The organism is Tateyamaria sp. (assembly GCF_039940735.1).
Lineage (GTDB): Bacteria > Pseudomonadota > Alphaproteobacteria > Rhodobacterales > Rhodobacteraceae > Tateyamaria.
This window is the reverse complement of record NZ_JBDVGB010000017.1, coordinates 26,583-44,812: the sequence shown is the minus strand read 5'-3', so window position 1 is coordinate 44,812 and position 18,230 is coordinate 26,583. Positions and strand designations below refer to the sequence as shown.

The 18,230-nt window shown below is 56.7% G+C and carries 16 protein-coding genes; 2 read left to right on the top strand and 14 right to left on the bottom strand.

Features of this window, described 5'->3' with window-relative positions; genetic code table 11:
* Positions 1 to 85: 85 nt before the first annotated feature.
* The 9 genes from ABJF76_RS03655 to ABJF76_RS03615 all read right to left on the bottom strand — a co-directional run bounded on the left by ABJF76_RS03655 (position 86) and on the right by ABJF76_RS03615 (position 10,360).
* Positions 86 to 2,014, bottom strand: a complete 1,929-nt coding sequence (locus ABJF76_RS03655) for a beta-galactosidase (protein WP_413822366.1) — start codon at positions 2,012 to 2,014, stop codon at positions 86 to 88.
* Positions 2,011 to 2,838 (bottom strand): SMP-30/gluconolactonase/LRE family protein, encoded by an 828-nt coding sequence (locus tag ABJF76_RS03650; RefSeq protein WP_413822365.1) that lies wholly within the window; start codon positions 2,836 to 2,838, stop codon positions 2,011 to 2,013. Before ABJF76_RS03650 ends, ABJF76_RS03655 begins: the two co-directional genes overlap by 4 nt.
* Positions 2,838 to 3,440: a 2-dehydro-3-deoxy-6-phosphogalactonate aldolase gene (locus tag ABJF76_RS03645; RefSeq protein ID WP_413822364.1), complete on the bottom strand. Its 603-nt coding sequence runs from the start codon at positions 3,438 to 3,440 to the stop codon at positions 2,838 to 2,840. The genes ABJF76_RS03650 and ABJF76_RS03645 overlap by 1 nt, the downstream gene beginning before the upstream one ends.
* Positions 3,437 to 4,321 carry a 2-dehydro-3-deoxygalactonokinase gene (locus ABJF76_RS03640; RefSeq protein WP_413822363.1) on the bottom strand — a complete coding sequence of 295 codons (885 nt, stop codon included), beginning with the start codon at positions 4,319 to 4,321 and terminating at the stop codon, positions 3,437 to 3,439. The genes ABJF76_RS03645 and ABJF76_RS03640 overlap by 4 nt, the downstream gene beginning before the upstream one ends.
* Positions 4,321 to 5,091, bottom strand: a complete 771-nt coding sequence (locus tag ABJF76_RS03635) for an SDR family NAD(P)-dependent oxidoreductase (protein ID WP_413822362.1) — start codon at positions 5,089 to 5,091, stop codon at positions 4,321 to 4,323. Before ABJF76_RS03635 ends, ABJF76_RS03640 begins: the two co-directional genes overlap by 1 nt.
* 22 nt (positions 5,092 to 5,113) lie before the next feature.
* Positions 5,114 to 7,198 (bottom strand): alpha-galactosidase, encoded by a 2,085-nt coding sequence (locus ABJF76_RS03630; RefSeq protein ID WP_413822361.1) that lies wholly within the window; start codon positions 7,196 to 7,198, stop codon positions 5,114 to 5,116.
* Positions 7,195 to 8,043, bottom strand: a complete 849-nt coding sequence (locus ABJF76_RS03625; protein ID WP_413822360.1) for a carbohydrate ABC transporter permease — start codon at positions 8,041 to 8,043, stop codon at positions 7,195 to 7,197. The genes ABJF76_RS03630 and ABJF76_RS03625 overlap by 4 nt, the downstream gene beginning before the upstream one ends.
* Positions 8,043 to 9,026: a carbohydrate ABC transporter permease gene (locus tag ABJF76_RS03620; protein ID WP_413822359.1), complete on the bottom strand. Its 984-nt coding sequence runs from the start codon at positions 9,024 to 9,026 to the stop codon at positions 8,043 to 8,045. Before ABJF76_RS03620 ends, ABJF76_RS03625 begins: the two co-directional genes overlap by 1 nt.
* Before the next feature lie 101 nt (positions 9,027 to 9,127).
* Positions 9,128 to 10,360 (bottom strand): ABC transporter substrate-binding protein, encoded by a 1,233-nt coding sequence (locus ABJF76_RS03615; RefSeq protein ID WP_413822358.1) that lies wholly within the window; start codon positions 10,358 to 10,360, stop codon positions 9,128 to 9,130.
* Between the two features lie 200 nt (positions 10,361 to 10,560).
* Between ABJF76_RS03615 and ABJF76_RS03610 the strand changes: the two genes are divergently transcribed.
* Both ABJF76_RS03610 and ABJF76_RS03605 read left to right on the top strand, forming a co-directional pair.
* Entirely contained in the window at positions 10,561 to 11,349 is a 789-nt protein-coding gene (locus ABJF76_RS03610) for an IclR family transcriptional regulator (RefSeq protein ID WP_413822357.1), read from the top strand.
* Positions 11,350 to 11,370: 21 nt separating this feature from the next.
* Positions 11,371 to 12,432, top strand: a complete 1,062-nt coding sequence (locus tag ABJF76_RS03605) for an ABC transporter ATP-binding protein (RefSeq protein WP_413822356.1) — start codon at positions 11,371 to 11,373, stop codon at positions 12,430 to 12,432.
* Between the two features lie 262 nt (positions 12,433 to 12,694).
* Here ABJF76_RS03605 and ptsP read toward each other — a convergent pair whose 3' ends face one another.
* The 5 genes from ptsP to ABJF76_RS03580 form a co-directional block, all read right to left on the bottom strand.
* Positions 12,695 to 14,935, bottom strand: coding sequence for a phosphoenolpyruvate--protein phosphotransferase (gene ptsP / locus ABJF76_RS03600; RefSeq protein ID WP_413822355.1), 2,241 nt, complete (start codon positions 14,933 to 14,935; stop codon positions 12,695 to 12,697).
* A 159-nt stretch (positions 14,936 to 15,094) separates the two neighbouring features.
* Positions 15,095 to 16,333, bottom strand: coding sequence for an aspartate kinase (locus ABJF76_RS03595; RefSeq protein WP_413822354.1), 1,239 nt, complete (start codon positions 16,331 to 16,333; stop codon positions 15,095 to 15,097).
* Positions 16,334 to 16,502: 169 nt separating this feature from the next.
* Positions 16,503 to 17,144, bottom strand: coding sequence for an SDR family NAD(P)-dependent oxidoreductase (locus tag ABJF76_RS03590; RefSeq protein ID WP_413822353.1), 642 nt, complete (start codon positions 17,142 to 17,144; stop codon positions 16,503 to 16,505).
* A gap of 4 nt (positions 17,145 to 17,148) precedes the next feature.
* Positions 17,149 to 17,586 (bottom strand): DUF1178 family protein, encoded by a 438-nt coding sequence (locus ABJF76_RS03585; RefSeq protein ID WP_413822352.1) that lies wholly within the window; start codon positions 17,584 to 17,586, stop codon positions 17,149 to 17,151.
* 47 nt (positions 17,587 to 17,633) lie between these two features.
* Complete coding sequence (locus ABJF76_RS03580; protein WP_413822351.1) at positions 17,634 to 18,107, bottom strand: NUDIX hydrolase; 474 nt, start codon at positions 18,105 to 18,107, stop codon at positions 17,634 to 17,636.
* Positions 18,108 to 18,230: the final 123 nt, after the last annotated feature.

Sequence of the window (18,230 nt, the reverse complement as noted above, 5' to 3'; positions counted from 1 at the left end):
AACATCAACATAAGACAATATCACACTGATATTACATATAAAATCTCTCTCTGCTTACTTTGCACTCGTATTCGATATCCTCTCTTTAACCTAACATGGCCACGCGTCGCAAAACTCCGGCCAAATGCAGTATTTCACCTTCGATTTCAACTGGATGATCTGCATAGTTAAACCAAAAAACCTCTGTACCTGTTTCTCGTCGCCGCAGGCCTTCGGGCAAATTATGGGTGACAAGGTCCGGCGCAACCATCTTTATCAAACGCATATGCACAGCGTCATCCCCCCAGCCTGCCATATAGGTCACGCGCGGTGCACACCGCACGGCCAATGGCGCGTTGTCGTCTGTGTGCAGGATACATGCCCCGCCACCGCCAAGCTGTTCCAAATAGCTGATCACAGCCCCGCCGCCCTTAACAGGCATCGGCAAATCTGGACGGATGGATTGCACCCGCTCGACCACCAGATCACTGCCCGGCCATGCCGGCGGCAACGGCGTGGGGATCGTGAAATGCGCATCGCGCGCCCCGCTACGTGGCCCAAGGATGACCTGCCCGGCGGCGGCGTTAAGTGCGCCCTTTAGATCATCCGGCATGTGCATCATGCCGGGCACCATCACCAAAGCGTAGCCATCAAAATCCCGCGTATCTGGCGGCAAGATATCGACTGACAGACCCAACTTGCGACAGGCCCGATACCAATCAAAAACCAGTCCAAAATAGCTAAGGTCAGCCCCATGCGGTTGTACTGCCCACATGGCATCTGCGTCGTAATCGAACATAATCGCCACGGGCGCTTTCGCGGGTGATACATCGGGGGCATCTGCCAGTTCGGCCATCACCTCCGCGGCCTCACCAAAGGCTTCGGCCTCAACACTATCGGGGCGCAGAAGGCCCGCGTGCATCTGTTCTTGGGCAAACGGGGCTTGGCGCCAGCGAAAGTAACACACGGCTTCGGCTCCGTGGGCGAAGGCCTCCCATGTCCACAGGCGCACCATGCCGGGCAACGGTGCTGGGTTATACGGCGCCCAGTTCACGGGGCCCGGTTGTTGTTCCATGATCCACCAGCGCCCGTCTTTACCGACAGCGCGGTACAAATCATGGTGAAAGGCCTGAAAGTCTGGGTCACCTTGGCGCGCATAGGCGCGTTGATGGGCATCTGTCGCGCCAGAGCGATCTTCGAGAAAGCCCAAAGGGTAGCTGTCCCAAGACGCGATATCCAAATCTGCACCGACTTTGAAATGATCAAAATCGGTGATCCGCCCCATATAGTTATGCGCAATCGGCGCATCCGAATACGCACGCAAGATATCGACCTGTGCACGGTTGAACGCCACCACCTGATCAGACGCAAACCGGCGAAAAGCGTGCGCATGGGCGGGGTTTGTTTCGGTCACCGTCAGGTTGGGTAAGACGATTTGGTCAAAGTCATCGTAATCCATTGACCAAAACACATTGCCCCATGCCGCATTCAGCGCATCGATATCACCGTCATTTCCCGCGCCGGGAAACTGTCCGCGTAGCCAGTCGCGAAACGCTGAACAGGCGCAGTCAGAATAGCTAAGCACCGTGTCGTGACAGCTGTATTCATTGTCCGTTTGCCACGCGGCAATGTGAGCGTTGCGCCCGTATCTTTTGGCCATCGCTGACACGATCTTGCGGCACTCTTCCAAGTATCCTGCGTGGGAAAAGCAGTAGTGGCGACGCGATCCATAGCCGCGCACCCGCCCCTCGACATCGACAGGCAACATATCGGGGTGCTTGGCCACGACCCAAGCAGGTGGCGTTGCCGTCGGCGTGCCCAAAACAACGCGCAGGCCCGCAGCGCCCAGCGTGTCGATGGCGCGGTCCAGCCAGCCCCAATCATATTGCCCTTCAACCGGTTCCATCCGCTTCCACGCAAATTCGCCGATACGCACCCACGTGAGGCCAAGATCGGCCATGCGCGCGGCATCTTCAGCCCACTGCGCTTCGGGCCAATGTTCGGGGTAATAGCAAACACCAAGGCTGCGTTTCATAAGATCACCTGATGTTCGCGTTGTCCTGTAACCCCCGCGTCGGTGGTAAAGGTCATGCCGCCTTGTTCTTCTTTGACGAGATCGCTGGCAGAGGTGACATAAAGCGTCGTTCCTTGGCCAAAGGCCGGGCATGTGGTGCGATTTGCCGGCACAGCGATGCTGCGTAGAAATGTACCTTGCGGATCATAACATGCGACCCGACCCGCGCCCCATTGTGCATTCCATAGGTTCCCGTCTGCGTCCACAACTGCGCCGTCGGGGTTCAAATCTTCGCCACGCAAGTCGACAAATTGTTCAGGTGCGGTCATTGGCCAACCGTGTTCATCCAACGCAACCTTTTGAATTTGTTGTGAAAACGTGTCCGCAAAATAGGCGGTGCGCCCGTCAGGGGCAAAACAGATCGCATTGGGGATCGTGATCCGATCAAATAAGCGTCGCACTTCGCCGCGATAATAACGATAGATTGCGCCCGCGTGATCCTCGGCATCGATGCCCATCGTGCCAATCCAAAAACCACCCTGCGCATCCGCGCGCCCATCGTTAGAACGTGTCAGGGGATTGTCTGCCTCAAGCGGCGCAACAAGAGTGCGTGCACCGCTTGGGATGTCAAACTGCCAAAGGCCCTTGGCCGAGGCCATCAACAGCGTGTCACGATCAACCCATCCCGCGGCCGAGACATGTTCATCAAAGCTCCAACTTTGGCGCGTCTCGCCTTTGTTGTGCAGCGTCTTGCCTGTAATATCGAACCAAAACAGTTCCTTACGCTCGGGATGCCACAGCGGCCCTTCGCCCAGCGCGCATTTCAAATCGTCAAATACCTTCATCACACGCTTTCATCATACGCCGCGACCATATCTGCCGTTCGGGCGGCCACGTCGGCGGCCGACATCCCCGGTTTATATAGCGCTGAGCCGATGCCAAACCCAGTCACCCCCGCGCCAAACCAGTCGGCAAAGTCATTTGGCCCAACACCGCCCACCGCATAGGTCTTGGTGCCTTTTGGCAGCACTGCACTGATCGCTTTCAACCCGGAAACCCCCAGCAAAGACGCTGGAAACAGCTTCAGCCCATCTGCACCCGCTTGCAGTGCCGTAAAACATTCCGTCGGCGTCATGACACCGGGAAAAGACAGCATGCCCGCCTGTTTGGTGGCCATGATCACTGCTGCATTGGTGTCGGGCGAAACGACCATATGTGCGCCCATTTTGTGCAGTTTATCGACGTCGTTTACGTCTAGAACCGTGCCCGCACCGACCAGTGCATTTGCGCCATGGGCCAGTAAGATATTTCCAATGCTTTCAAATGGCTGCGGGGAATTCAGCGGCACTTCGATCTTGCTGATCCCAGCCTCGACCAATGCGTCCGCGATGGGGCCGGCTTCGGGCGGTGTGAGACCACGCAGAATGGCAATAATTTCGCGACTCATGCGGCCTCTCCGTATGTTTGGGCCCAAGCAGCGGTGAGGCCAGCCAAGGTCATCTCTTCGACGTTTGTGATGTGGCAGGGGACGGATTGCGCGGCAAGGGCTGCGCTATATGCGTTAACCAAACCGTCTGCCCCGATCATCGCGACCTGTTGGCCCAGCCAATAGGGCCGCATCGAGGCAAGTTCCGCGCCAATCAACAACCCCGACAGACGCGCGCGCGCGGCGTCAGGGTCTAACCCGTCCAACAGTCCTTCGGCCCGCAACGAAAACAACGATGCCGCGAGCCCCTCCGGACGCGAAATGGCCTGATCAACGCCGGCGCTAAAGCTGGCGGTATCCCACCCCGTACCAACTGAATGGCGCAAGACCGAATGCTGAGACAGCAGCGCGAACATTTCACCCGTCATCGCAGTTCGGAAACTGACAATCTCGCCCGCGCTGATATGCACCCACTTTGTATGGGTGCCGGGCAGGCAAATCACCCCGTCAAAGCTGGGATACTTGGCAAGATATCCGGCGATTTGAGTTTCTTCGCCGCGCATCACATCCGTCGGACGGGCCTGTTTCACGCCGGGAAGAATGCGCACATCCGTTCCGAGCACTTGTACCGCCTCAGCGGCGCCGGGTGGGGCACAAGGGACGCTGGCATAGGGCGCCTCAACCCAGCCTTGGCGCGAACCGACCATGCCGCAGGCCATCACAGGTGCAGGCAAGGCGTCGCCCACCAGCGCGCGCAAGGCCGGGTCAAACCCATCGCGATCCAGCGTCGCCATGCCTGCATCTGACTGACGGCGTTCAATAATCGACCCATCGGCGCGCATAAGCCACGCACGCAGGTGCGACGTGCCCCAATCCACAGCGATCCATGCCACCTGCCCCATCACCCTGTCACCACCACGCCGCCATCAATCACAAGGGCCTGCCCCGTCATCATCCGGCTAGCCTTGGAGGCCAAAAACAGCGTGCCGCCGACGATGTCGGATTCCACCAAATGTTCTGGAATACATTGGCGCGCCAGGTGGCCTGCAAGGTCTTCGGGCTTGCCGTGTTCGCGTACTTGCTTGTCCGTCAATACCCAGCCCGGCATCAACGCATTGGCCCTAATGCCACGCGCCCCATAGTCGCGCGCAATCGATCGCGTCATCGCGTTGATCGCTGCGTTCGACCCGGTGTAAATCGGATATTTACCGTTCCCCATCATATAACTGATGGAGGAGAAATTGACGATTGTGCCCTGCCCGGCCTCAAGCATGCCTTCGAGTGCGGCCTGACAGGCAAAGAAATATGCCTTGAGATTGATATCGATCATTTGATCAAAAAACGCCTCGTCCGTGTCCATCATGTCGCGGCGGTCATCGTTGGCGGCGTTGTTCACCAAACACTCAATGCGCCCATGCGCGTCAGCAGCTTGCGCCATCGCGGCCTTAAGCGCGGTCACATTCGTGATGTCGCATTTGATAAACAAAGGGCGCACGCCATAGGTCTGTTCAATGCGATCACAAAACGCGGACGCATCGGAACGTTGCACAAAGGCGACCTTGGCCCCTTGTTGCACGAACCCTTCGGTCAATGCCGCACCAATGCCTGAACCCCCGCCAGTGATGAAAACGGACTGACCTTCAAGATCATGATATGTAGCTGTTTTTTCCATTCTCTACATCCTTACACGTGGCCTAAGCCAATTCACCTTTGATGACCCACATCCGCTCGGGAAAGCTCCATGGCAAGGTCAGACCATGAGACATGAGGTACGCACCGCTCACGGTCATTGGGCCAGAAGTTAACGCAACAGTCCCGCGCGATAAGGTGTGCACATCAGCGCGGTTGACCAATTCGATGCGGTATTGCGCGTCAGGACAAAGCCGCGTCAAGCGCAAAGGGCGCGGTACGATCTGGTTAGAGGTGGCCGCTTTGCCTGCGAACACAGCAAATTGTGCCCCATCTGCCGCCAATTGCTGTTCGGCGATAACCACCGGGTCCGCACTATCGAGCCGTAAGATATCAGCGTTATGCATCCACTCGCGGTTGACCTTCCACCACGTGGTGACGTCTTTTAGCACCTCGGCCTCGTCTGCCGTCAATTCGCGCGGGTCCATTTCGAACCCCATGTGCCGCTGTGCTGCCACCCACGCGCGAAAGCGGATATCAAGCGTGCGCCCAGAGGTGTGGCACGTCCGCGGGCCAACGTGGCTGCCGGTCACAGCCATGGGCAGGAATAAGGCTGCGTTGTGTTGAATACGCAAACGCTCGACCGCGTCATTGCTGTCGCTCAGCCAGACCCGATGTGTGCGTTCCAGAATGCCAAAATCAATGCGCCCACCACCCGACGCACAGCTTTCAATCTCGACCTGCGGAGAGGCAGCGCGCAACCGATCCAGCAACGCATAGGTGCCGCGTGTCTGCGCCGCGTCCGGCGTTGGCAGCACGCGATTGTGGTCCCATTTGATGTATTCAATGTCGTGGCGCGACAGGATGTCAGCAATGCTATCAAACAGATAGCTTTGCACTGCAGGCAGCGCCATATTGAGCACCATCTGATGACGCCCCATGATCTGATCATCATCGCCCAACACCCAATCGGGATGGGCGCGGAACGTATCGGAATCTGAGTTTATCATCTCGGGTTCGAACCACAGGCCAAACCCCATCTCAAGATTTTTGACATGCTCGATCAAAGGCGTCAGCCCATCCGGATATTTGCGAGGATCAATCTGCCAATCACCCAAGCTGCTGGTGTCGTCGTCGCGGACGCCGAACCAGCCATCATCCAGCACAAACCGTTCAGCCCCAAGGGCTGCTGCGCGATCTGCGATGTCCTTTAAAGTATTGAGGTCATGGTCAAAATAGACCGCCTCCCAACAATTGTAGTGCACGGGGCGTGGAGTTTTCGGGCGTGGGAACGTGACAATACAGTCACGCAAATGGCGTTGGAACGCGATCGCACAGCCATTCAGACCGTCATCCGAAAACGTTGCATAAAGCGTGCCCGTCTCAAACTGCGTCTGCGCCTGCCCTTCGGTATCTGCGGCATTGCCAAATTGAATTTGGCGGCGGCCATCGGGCAGTTCTTCGGCCACCATGCGGTGCCCACCGGACCAGCCATAATGAAACCCATAGGCCTGCCCGCTGGTGTTGGTTGCCCCGCGCAGGGGCACGATCAGACCGGGGAAATGCTCATGCCCTGTGCGCCCCGTGCGGCTTTCGCGCAAGCGCGCACCGGGGGTCCACGCTGTGTGGTTCATCTGAAACTCACCGCACCAACGCCCCGCAAAATCGATCATCTCGTCGCTTAATTGCGGCGCGGGGAACACAGGGGCAGACAGCCAATTCAGGTACATCGGTTCGGATGTTTCGACCGCGGCGCTGGCCTTGATGATGTGAGTGGCCGGATCAATCGCAAAACGCGCGCGGTAGGTCAGCATTTTGTGCTGATCAAGATAGGTCAGGCTTAATGAATTGCCGTCCTGCTGCGCCTGTTCCAATGACAGTTTTGGCAAATAGGGCCTGCCATCCCCGTGCCGCATGATCAGCCCCGGCTGGCCGGGAAAAGACCGCGCGGCCTCAGGGCAAATGCTGAGTTCTGGGTTTTTATCCAGCATTCCGCCAGTAACATCAATGGCATGGGCCGCATAAAGGGTCGTCAGGTCCTCTTGGTCTGGCAGGCGCGAACCCCAATATGCAACCTCGGCCAGCCGCCCCTGATCAGCGCCAAGAACAAGCGTTTGCCGCCCATCATCTAAACGCCAGCACTGTGTCACTTGACGGCCCCCATGGTCAGGCCTGCGATAAAGTGTCTTTGCATCAAGAAAAAGCACACAACGGGCGGCAATGCAGCCAACAAAGACGCCGCTGACACCAAATGCCAGTTGTTCACAAATTGCCCGTTGAGCGCGCGCACACCTGCGGTGATCGGTTTGGCGCTTTCGCCTTGGGTCAGCACATTGGCCCAGAAAAAATCATTCCAAACAAAGGTAAAGATCAGCACCGAAAGCGCCGCAATCGCCGGGCGTACAAGGGGGAGGACGACATACCAGAAAATCTTCCATTCCTTGACGCCTTCGATGCGCGCAGATTCGATCAGATCAAAGGGTAAGGCTTTGATAAAGTTACGCATAAACAGGGTGCAGAACCCCGTTTGGAACGCGGCGTGGAACAGGAATTGCCCGGCAATCGTATCATAAAGCCCGGTGCGCACAGACAAATCGCGCACTGGCACCATTAAGATTTGGAAAGGAATAAAATTGCCCGCCACAAACAGGAAAAACAACGGCAACGCGACACGAAAGCGATAGATTGCCAGCGCATAGCCCGCAAGACAGGCCAATGCGACAGACAAGATGACCGTCGGCACCGTGATCAGCACCGAGTTCAGCATATATTGCGCCGCCGCCGATTGGGTGAAAACAGCTGTATAGTTTTCAATCATCGCAAATTCAGACGGCCAACCAAACACATTGCCCGAATTGATGTCTTGGGCCGAACGGATCGACGTCATAAAGATCGCAAGTAATGGCAACAGCCAGACAATCAACGCAACCGGCAAAAGGCTTTGATAGGCCGCGCGCGCAGCAGGTGCGGATTTTTCAATCGGACGCGGAAACATCAGCGCAGCCCCTTTTCGTCTTGGTACATGCGCCACAGGAAATAGCTGATAAATATCAGCATGATGCCGAACAATACGGTGGCCACTGCAGACCCATATCCATACCGCTCCCCATATTCAGAAATCGCGACTTCGTACATGTAGTAAGACAGCACATTGGTTGACCCAAACGGCCCGCCTTGGGTCATGATCGCGATCATGTCAAAGCTGCGTAACGCGCCGATGACGGTCACAACGACGGCAATAAAGGTGGCCGGTTTCAGTTGCGGCACCACGACGTACCACAGCATTTTCCACCCCTTGGCGCCGTCCAAACGGGCGGCCTCAATCTGGTCAGGGGCGACATTGTTCAGCCCCGTCAGATACAAGATCATGCAATAGGCAATCTGCGGCCACAGACCTGCGGCGATGATCCCATAGGTCGCCCATTCAGGGCTGCTGAGGATATCAGGCACGGGTTTGGCGCATTTGGATGTGATGTTGCCAAGAATGTTGGTGGTCTCTTCGCAGAACGCCAGTTTCCACAAGGATCCAACGACCCCAAAATCGGGGTTGTAAAACCAACCAAAAATCAAACCTACGACAACCTGAGAGATCACAAAGGGAAAGAAAAACATAGACTTATAAAAGCGCATGCCTGTCACAGTCTGGTTCAGGAACAGCGCTATGAACAGACCCACAGGCACGGCCACCATATAAAGAACCAACCATGCCACGTTGTTTTGCAACGAGGTCCAAAAATTCGGATCTCTCCACAACTTTGTATAGTTGCCAAGGCCAACCCACTCGGCCGTGCTTTGACCATCAGCCGTATACAGGCCGTTCCACTCATAAAGGCTAAGCCACAGCGATTGAAAAATCGGGATCACCACATAGATCGCAAAAAAGATCAGGGCGGGGATCAGGAATATCCACGGGGCGACGGCCAGTTTGTTGCGACGCAGCCAGCTTGGGGACGTGGGCGCATGCGAAATGTCAGCCATGTCACGCTCCTTTGTTCGGGGATATCAAAAGGTAAGGTGCATATTTATGCACCTTACGACGTTTCAAACGGGCGCGCGGGATGCCGCACGCCCGAAAGGTCTTATTTATAGACCTCGTCCTGCACGCCATCTAGGCGCTCAAGAATCGCGTCCACTTTGGACGTGTCCAGCATGAACTCTTGGAAGCCTTCCATGCCCGCTTTGGCCATTTCAGCCGGTGCATCGCGGTCATAGAACTGCGCAATACCCGACGCGCCGTTCAGCAGGCTAAAGCCTTCCTGAATGAACTTGTCCTCAGAAATCTCGGCCTTGGCGTTGATGGGCAGCTGACCGATGGTCTTGTTCCATTGCGTCTGCACATCTGGACGCGCCACAAAAGCCAGCCATTTTTTGGCGTCTTCGACGTTCTTGGCGTTGGTCGGAATAAAGAACGCATCCGCAGGGGCTTCTTCGGCCGGTGCCACATCAGGGTTGATGACAGGGAACGGCATAAAGTCGATCTGTTCGTCAGTCAGGCCGGCGTTTTTGTAGCCATCCACCGAAAAGTTGCCCATCACGTACATCGCCGCATCGCCATTGGCGAAAGGTGCGATCGCATCCTGCCAAGACATGCTGGCGTGGTTGTCGACAAAGCCACATTCGTTGATCAGCGTTTCCCAGTTGGCAAAGGTCGCTTTGATACGAGGATCGGTGTACTTGATTTTACCCGCTGTCAGGTCGTTGTGCACGTCATAGCCATTGGTGCGCAGGTTCAGATAATCAAACACGCCCGCAGCCGTCCACAGGAACTTGGTTCCGATGGTGAAAGGTGTGACTCCGTTGTCTTTCATCTTGGCACAGGCCGCCAACAACTCATCCCAATTCTGCGGCTCTTCCAGCTCCAGTAGGTCAAAGACGTCTTTGCGGTAATAAATACCCCACTGGTAATAGCTGTAAGGCACGCCCCAGATTTTGCCATCGCGGCTCATCGTGGCTTTGATTGCCGATAGATCTTCGTTGAAGCCGTTGTCGGCCCACACGTCATCCACAGGTTGGAACAGGCCCGCATCAACGAAAGGCGCCATGCGGTTGCCGGGGTACCAGCTGGTCACGTCAGGCGCATCAGCCGTCAGAAAGTTGCGGATCGCTGTTTTGTGCGCTTCGCGGTCGTTGTTGTTAACGATCACGTTGATGTCGGGGTTCTCTTTTTGGAACTGCGCTACGGCGTCATCAAAACCCTTTTTAGGGCCCGGATTCAGGTCATCAAAGTTGATGACAAGGTCAGCTGCAAAAGCGCCGCTGGCCATCGCCGTCAGTGCAATCGCCGCCGTGGCGGTTTTCAAATTCTGGAACATGGTTTCCTCCCTTAGTTCCGATTTCTTCCACGCCTCAGCTTGTTAAAAAGCTTTGTTTGCGGAACGTCAGATTTCTTTTGACTTACAGTCTCGCTTCATGGAAGTTCCACATAGTGAAACCGAAGTCCAACTATTGGAACTATGCGGGGACACATCTCGCAGGTCAACAGATTCCTGCGTGCAAGCAGAAAGGACAGCACATGAACACCGCAGCCCCCCGTTCTGGCGATGGCACCATTGGTAAGGCGCTTGAGGTGCTGGACCTTGTGGCGCAAGCTGAACGGCCTGTGCGGTTTTCCGAATTGCTTGGCCTATCACCCCATCCCAAGGCGACGTTGTACCGCCTGGTGCAGACCCTGACCAACCTTGGCATGTTGCGCTATGACGTTGATCGCCAAACATATTCCCCGGGATTGCGCCTTGTGCGGCTGGCCCATGCTGCGTGGCGGCAAAGCAGTCTGGCCCCCATCGCCCGCCCGCATATGGACGCCCTCAGCGAGGCGTTGGGCGAAACCGTACACCTTGCGCAACTGGACGGCGGCCAAGTGCTTTATGTCGACAAACGCAACGCCGCGGACCCGATCGAAATGTTTTCCCAAGCCGGCAAAGTCGGCCCCGGCTACTGCACAGGCGTGGGCAAAGCGATGCTGGCGTTTCTACGTGACGACGCGCTTGACAACGCGTTGTCGCAGCAAGCGTGGTACGCCCACACGGCCTTTACGCACACGACGCGCGACAGCCTAATGGCCGAGCTTGAAACCGTACGCACAACCGGCGTGTCCTTTGATCGCGAAGAGCACGAGCCCGGTATCATCTGCATCGCGGCCCCCATTCTGACGGACACCGAGCGCTGCATCGGCGCACTTAGCGTGACCACATCCACCGCGCGCAAGTCGCTTGACGACCTTGCTGTGCTTGCCCCGCACCTAAAATCCACAGCCCTTCAGATCGCGCAGGCCGCGGCCAGCTGGCAGTTCCCCGGCTCGTAACCCAAAAAGGACGACACAAAAATGAGCGGCGTGACCCTTGAACATACCATCAAACGCTATGGCGCAACCCAAGTCATCCATGGCGTTGACCTGACCGTTGAAGACGGCGAATTCTGCGTCTTTGTCGGCCCGTCAGGCTGCGGGAAATCCACACTTTTGCGTATGATCGCGGGGCTTGAGGAAACCACCGATGGCCAAATCCATATCGGTGCGCGCGACGTGACCCACATGGATCCAGCCGAGCGTGGCATTGCGATGGTGTTCCAGACCTACGCGCTTTATCCGCATATGACGGTGCGCGAAAACATGGGTTTTGGATTGAAAATGAACAACGTCCCCAAGGACGAAATCACACGCAAAGTGAACGAAGCCAGTAAGATCCTGAAACTCGACGATTATCTGAACCGCAAGCCAAAAGCCTTGTCCGGCGGGCAACGCCAGCGTGTCGCCATTGGTCGCTCGATTGTACGCGGGCCCGAGGTGTTCTTGTTCGACGAACCGTTGTCGAACCTTGATGCCGAATTGCGCGTCGACATGCGGGTCGAAATCGCGCGGCTACACAAGGAACTTGGTACGACGATGATCTACGTGACCCACGATCAGGTCGAGGCGATGACGCTTGCGGACAAAATCGTAGTGCTGCGCGCTGGTCATATCGAACAAGTCGGCAGTCCGATGGAATTATACCAAAATCCCGACAACAAATTCGTGGCCGGGTTCATTGGTTCGCCCGCGATGAATTTTGTGACCGGAATCGCCGAGGCAGGCGGCGTGCGTGTCCCGGCCTTGTCCGACAGTGTGATTCCCACAACTGTCGCCCTGCCCAGCCTCGGGTCTTCGGTTACTGTTGGCATCCGTCCGCAGGACATGGAATTGACGGCTGCCCCATCGCCCATCGTTCTAGATATCCGCGAACGCCTTGGCGGCGTGGCTTACGACTACCTTGCCACGGCGACGGGCGAACGCTTGGTGATCGAAAGCCGCGGCGACATGGCAATGCAGGCAGGCACCCAAGTCACCGTCGCCTTTGACGAGGCCCGCGCGATGTTTTTTGACACGGAAACCGAAGCACGCCTGCGCTGACGCATGCATGACATTTAAAGCCGCTGGTCTTTGTTCCGGCGGCTTTTTCTATGCGAGGGTATCTGTGTACTTAAGGTGAATAAAATTCATCAAATGTTCGATTTAGTCAATTAAATACAAGTTTTTGTTGTGTAAGTCGCGAAAAACTTTCTATTCCCGAAAGACCTTACGCACCTTAAAACACCACGAACAGAAGTCTGTCGCTTTTTCCAAAGCGACCAACACCCTGAAGTTCAACACACAACGCGCTGAAAACAGACCGTTATCCTTGTTTTTTAAGATATTCCATAATGGCCGGGCGCACGTTCATTTCCCCGCGATGACGTGCGTCAGCGATTACTTTGCGCACTTCTGTCAAATTTGATCGCCGCAACAATGATTTAACCGGACCAATGGATGCGGGACGCATCGACAAAGTTCGCAAACCAATGGCCGCAAGGCACAGGGCCTCGACGGGGCGCCCCGCATCCTCGCCACAAAATGACAGTTTGGTCTGCGTCGTGTCACACCGTTCAACGATGCGTTCCAGAAAGCTAAGGAACGACACGTTTAGCGAATCATAGCGCCGCCGCACCCGTTCATTTTCGCGATCCGCGGCAAAGAAGAACTGCTTTAGATCGTTGCCACCAATCGACAAAAAACCGACCTGTTCAAAGAATTTCTGCGGTGCAAAGGCTAGGCTTGGCGTTTCCAACATCGCCCCCACATCCACACGTTCGGGCAAAACGTGGCCCAACGACCGCTCGCGCTCCATCGCTTTGTCCATCAGGGCGCGGGCATCGGTATATTCTTCGAACTGCGCCACAAATGGGAACATGATCGTCAACGGACGCCCATTCGCGGCACGGATCAACGCCTGTAATTGCATCAACATCACACCGGGCTTGTCCAGCCCGACACGGATCGCACGCCATCCCAACGCCGGGTTCGGTTCGTCGTTGGGCTTCATATAGGGCAGCACCTTGTCCGACCCGATATCAAGCGTGCGAAACACCACAGGCTTGCCTTGAGCAGCGTCCAACACACGGGTGTAAAGCGCTGAAAGTTCGGACCTTTTGGGCATCTTGTTGCGCACCAGAAACTGCAATTCTGTGCGAAACAGGCCCACCCCTTCGGCACCCGACCCCTCAAGCGAGGGCAAGTCAGCCATTAACCCAGCGTTCATATGCAGCGACACAACCTCGCCGCACAGCGTCTTTGCAGATTTGTCGCGGATCGACACATAGCGTTCGGCCGCAGCGGCCTGCATCGCCATTTTATCACGAAACGCCGAGACGACGGTATCGTCGGGTCGCAGGTGCACGATGCCCTGTTCGCCATCCACAAGCACGTGATCGCCGTTCAACGATTCCAAGGTCGCGCGATCAGCGTGCACAATCAAAGGAATCGCCAAAGCGCGCGCCACGATGGCCGCGTGCGACCCGACCGAGCCCGCCTCAAGCACAATCCCTTTCAAGCTGCGCCCGTAATCCAGCAATTCCGCCGGGCCAATGTTGCGCGCCACAAGGATCGGGTCGGCCGGCATTTCGGCCCCCGTATCCTGCCCTTGGCCTGTCAGAATGCGTAATAAACGGTTGGACAAATCATCCAGATCAGCCAGACGTTCGCGCAAATAATTGTCGCCCGCCTTGCCCATGCGCGCACGGGCCAGCGATTGTTCTTTTTCGACGGCAGCCTCGGCACTTAGGCCACGGCTGATGTCTTCCTCCATCCGGCGCATCCAGCCTTTGGAATTGGCAAACATCCGGTAAGCTTCAAGCACTTCGGCCTGTTCTTTATCCGCGCTTGCCAACGTCAGCATTTTGTCGACGCCCACGCGCAATTCTTCGACCGCTTCGTTGAGGCGGATCAATTCATGATGCGGATCATCTGCGATCGGGTTGGCGACCACGACGCGGGGTTCATGCAGCCAGATATGGCCCTCGGCCACGCCTTCTTGGGCAACCGTGCCGCGCAACATTGACGGCTGGCTGTGGCGTTGGCCCATGCCACCGCCCTCGCCGACAAATGCGCCAAGTTCGGTCATCTCGGCCAAAACCATGGCCACAACTTCGAGCCCGTAAATTTCGTCTGCCGAATATTCGCGCGCGTCTTTTGACTGTACAACCAACACGCCCAGCGCTTCGCCAAGGCGTTGAACCGGAACGCCAAGAAAGCTTGAAAACACTTCTTCGCCTGTCTCGGGCATATAGCGGAACCCAGGGGCGCTGGGTGCGTCAGCGGTGTTCACGACTTCGCGGCGACGCGCCACACGGCCAACCAAGCCTTCGCCAAGCCGCATGCGGGTTTGGTGGACCGCTTCGGGGTTCAGCCCTTCGGTGGCGCACAATTCCAGCGTTTCCACGTCGCGAAATAGGTAAATTGAGCACACTTCAGTGCCGATGCTGTCCGCAATCAACGATGTGATCTTGTCCAAACGGGCCTGTCCGGGGGTATCCCCGGCCATTGCATCGCGCAACCGCACCAGCAGCTTGCGGCTTTCTGTATCCACCCGTTCGGCCATTGGCCTGCGTCCCCCGTCACATCGCGCGGTACGCTTAGACCACAGGTCTGCCAAAAGCGAAATCACAAAGGGAGGCCGCAAGTGCGGTTTTTCCACTTAGAGGGGAAAAATCAACAATCGTGAACATCACGTAGGCACAACTGCGCCAACGCGATGCTCTTAAGCTGCTTTTTCCAGCTCGAACGCATCATGAAGCGCCTGCACGGCCAGTTCCATGTACTTGCGATCAATCAAAACTGAAATCTTGATTTCAGAGGTGGTGATGACTTTGATATTGATGCCCTCGGCGCTTAGGCAATCGAACATTTTGGCCGCAACACCTGTGTGGCTGCGCATACCGATGCCCACAACGCTGACTTTAGCGACATCCGTGTCAGCAATCAGTTCGTGGAAATTGATGATCCCGGCCTCAGCCGCGTCAGCCATCGCCTTTTCGGCGCGTTTGACTTGGTCGGTAGGGCAGGAAAAGGTCATATCCGTGCGCCCCTCTTCCGAGATATTCTGCACGATCATGTCCACATTCACGCCACCCTCACTGAGCGCGCCAAATATCGATGCGGCGATGCCGGGGCGATCCGCGACACTGACCAAGGTCATCTTGGCCTCATCCCGGCTATAGGCCACACCGGCCACAACATTGCTTTCCATGATTTCCTCCTCGTCGCAGACCAGTGTCCCGGCCTCGTCGGATTGTTCTTCGAAACTGCTTAGAACGCGCAGGCGCACCTTATAGCGCATGGCCAGTTCGACAGACCGCGTTTGCAGCACTTTGGCCCCAAGCGAGGCCAGTTCCAGCATCTCTTCGAAGGCGATGCGATCCAATTTGCGCGCCTTGTCGGTAATGCGTGGATCAGTGGTATAAACCCCATCAACATCCGTATAGATGTCGCACCGCTCGGCCTCAAAGGCGGCGGCAAAGGCCACGGCAGTTGTGTCCGACCCACCGCGCCCCAGCGTGGTGATGCGCCCTTCGGGGCTGATGCCTTGAAAGCCGGCAACAACCGCGACACGCATGCCTTCGCCGAACTTGGCATTCAAATTGTCGGTGGGGATTTCTTCGATCCGGGCACTGGAATGCGCCGAATTGGTCAAAAGCGGCACTTGCCAGCCCTGCCAACTGCGCGCAGGCACGTCCATTTCTTGCAACGTAAGCGCCATCAAACCCGCGGTCACGTTTTCGCCGCTGGACACGATCGCGTCGTATTCACGCGCATCATACATGGGCGAGGTTTCATTCACCCAGCCGACCAACTCGTTGGTCTTGCCCGACATAGCCGAGACAATGACGATCACGTCATAGCCTTTGGCCACCTCAACACCGACACGCTTTGCAGCGCGGCGGATCCGGTCCAGCGTGGCCACCGAAGTGCCACCAAATTTCATCACCAATACAGGCATAGATCAGCCCCGAAAATCATTCCCGTGGCCCATATCGCCCCCTCCGGCCAGTTGCAAGGCAAGGCCCGCGATCAACGGCTTTTCATGGTCGTAAAATTTCCGTGGGTCGCATATTTCGCCAAAAGGCGGGTGCGTCAGACGTGACGTCGCAAATCGACTTGGATCGCCATCAAAACGGATGGGTCCGCCCGTCCCATGTTTCAAAGCAGCCCGTGCTCGCGTGGGTCAATGCATCAAAGCGCGCCACCAACCCCGCCACGGATTCCGCCACCGTTATGTCGGCCGCAGCACTGCCCATATCTGTCTGCACCCAGCCGGGATGATAAATACCCACAGGTATTTCGCCGCTTAAGTCTGTGGCCAGATTACGCCCCAAATTCAGCGCCGCCGCCTTGGAGGCGCGGTAGATATAGCTGCCACCTGGTGCGGTGGTGTCCGACCCCATTTGCGAGGAAATGATCGCAATTTTAGGCGCAGCACTAGCGCGCAGGTTTGGCAACATCGCCTGAACAGTCAAAAACACACCCGTCACATTGGCCGCAAACGTCTGCGCCCACATATCCGCAGCAAATCCGTCTTCGAGGTCATCACCTTCGTCCAGATAGACGCCCGCGTTGCAAATCAGCAGATCAATCGCCTGCCCTTGCAAGCGGTCCGCCATGGCCGCATGATCGGATGGTTGCGTGACATCTAGCGTGATCTCGGCCCTCTTGGATCGCCCCGTGCCAATCACCGGACGGCCCGCAGCGCTGTAATGCGCGGCAAGGCCCGCGCCGATGCCGCGGGTTGTGCCCGTAATCAAAACAGTCATTGGATCAGTTCACTTTCCGCGTCGGAATAAACGGCAAAGGGGCCACAGGCACACCATCATCAATCAGCGCCTTGGCGTCTTTCAAGTTCGCCTCGCCCCAAATTGGGGTATCCGGCGCATCGCCCAGGTGCATGTCACGCGCCTTGCGGGCAAAGTCGCCCCCAACATAGGTCGCGTTCTTTTCAACGTCTTCGCGCATCTGCGCCAAGGCGGCCTGCGCTTCACTTGTTTCAGGCACCGCCGGCGGCGTGGCCTCGGTTTCAGGCGGGCGCTCTTTGGTCGTATTCACACGTGGCGCCATGATCGCCTTGCTCACTTGCGACGATCCGCACACAGCACAAGACACATGCCCCGCGCTCAGCAAGCTGTCGTAGGCATCCGCATTTGCAAACCAACTTTCAAACGCATGGCCATCGTCGCATTTCAGGGTGTACTTTATCATCTCGCCCTCAAGATAAGCAGTATGCCGCGCGCCGCAATGGGCTTCGTTCAATAAAGAACCCGCGGATCGAAATCGCGGATGATACGAGCCAGCTCTGGTTCATCGACCATGCCTGCCGCCTTTTTGCGCGACACCCATTTGCGGCGCCGCTGCTTTGCTTCGGGATATTCACTGGCCGTTTTTTTGACTCGGATCGCATAGACCATTGCCACACAGGCCAAATCATCTTCGTCCTCATAGGTCTTACTATAGGAAAACATCCCCAAAGGGCGCGTATCAGCCTTGCCGGTCACGCCCGCTTCTTCCCACGCTTCGGTGGCCGCACTGTCCGCAGGCGTCTTGCCGTCCATCGGCCAGCCCTTGGGCACGATCCAACGACCAGACCCGCGCGAGGTCACCAAAAGCACTTGTACCTTGTCCTTTTTCAGACGGTAACAAAGTGCCGCAAACTGCGTGCGCACATCTGTTTTCCCCGCTGTCCCGAAGGACAAAGGAAGCTGTTTAATAAGTGGGGCGCTCACTGCCCTTGCCCTCCGTAATTATTGTCTGACCTTACCGCACATCGGCGCGGATTGCCAGAATCGCGTTGATTCAAAACAATATATGCTCCTTTTGGACCAAACTTAATTAACGTTTTACTGACC

Coding starts and splice junctions, on each gene's coding strand:
- ABJF76_RS03655 (WP_413822366.1), bottom strand. CDS start 2,014: ATGAAACGCAGCCTTGGTGTTTGCTATTACCCCGAACATTGGCCCGAA.
- ABJF76_RS03650 (WP_413822365.1), bottom strand. CDS start 2,838: ATGAAGGTATTTGACGATTTGAAATGCGCGCTGGGCGAAGGGCCGCTG.
- ABJF76_RS03645 (WP_413822364.1), bottom strand. CDS start 3,440: ATGAGTCGCGAAATTATTGCCATTCTGCGTGGTCTCACACCGCCCGAA.
- ABJF76_RS03640 (WP_413822363.1), bottom strand. CDS start 4,321: ATGGGGCAGGTGGCATGGATCGCTGTGGATTGGGGCACGTCGCACCTG.
- ABJF76_RS03635 (WP_413822362.1), bottom strand. CDS start 5,091: ATGGAAAAAACAGCTACATATCATGATCTTGAAGGTCAGTCCGTTTTC.
- ABJF76_RS03625 (WP_413822360.1), bottom strand. CDS start 8,043: ATGTTTCCGCGTCCGATTGAAAAATCCGCACCTGCTGCGCGCGCGGCC.
- ABJF76_RS03620 (WP_413822359.1), bottom strand. CDS start 9,026: ATGGCTGACATTTCGCATGCGCCCACGTCCCCAAGCTGGCTGCGTCGC.
- ABJF76_RS03615 (WP_413822358.1), bottom strand. CDS start 10,360: ATGTTCCAGAATTTGAAAACCGCCACGGCGGCGATTGCACTGACGGCG.
- ABJF76_RS03610 (WP_413822357.1), top strand. CDS start 10,561: ATGAACACCGCAGCCCCCCGTTCTGGCGATGGCACCATTGGTAAGGCG.
- ABJF76_RS03605 (WP_413822356.1), top strand. CDS start 11,371: ATGAGCGGCGTGACCCTTGAACATACCATCAAACGCTATGGCGCAACC.
- ptsP (WP_413822355.1), bottom strand. CDS start 14,935: ATGGCCGAACGGGTGGATACAGAAAGCCGCAAGCTGCTGGTGCGGTTG.
- ABJF76_RS03595 (WP_413822354.1), bottom strand. CDS start 16,333: ATGCCTGTATTGGTGATGAAATTTGGTGGCACTTCGGTGGCCACGCTG.
- ABJF76_RS03590 (WP_413822353.1), bottom strand. CDS start 17,144: ATGACTGTTTTGATTACGGGCACAACCCGCGGCATCGGCGCGGGCCTT.
- ABJF76_RS03585 (WP_413822352.1), bottom strand. CDS start 17,586: ATGATAAAGTACACCCTGAAATGCGACGATGGCCATGCGTTTGAAAGT.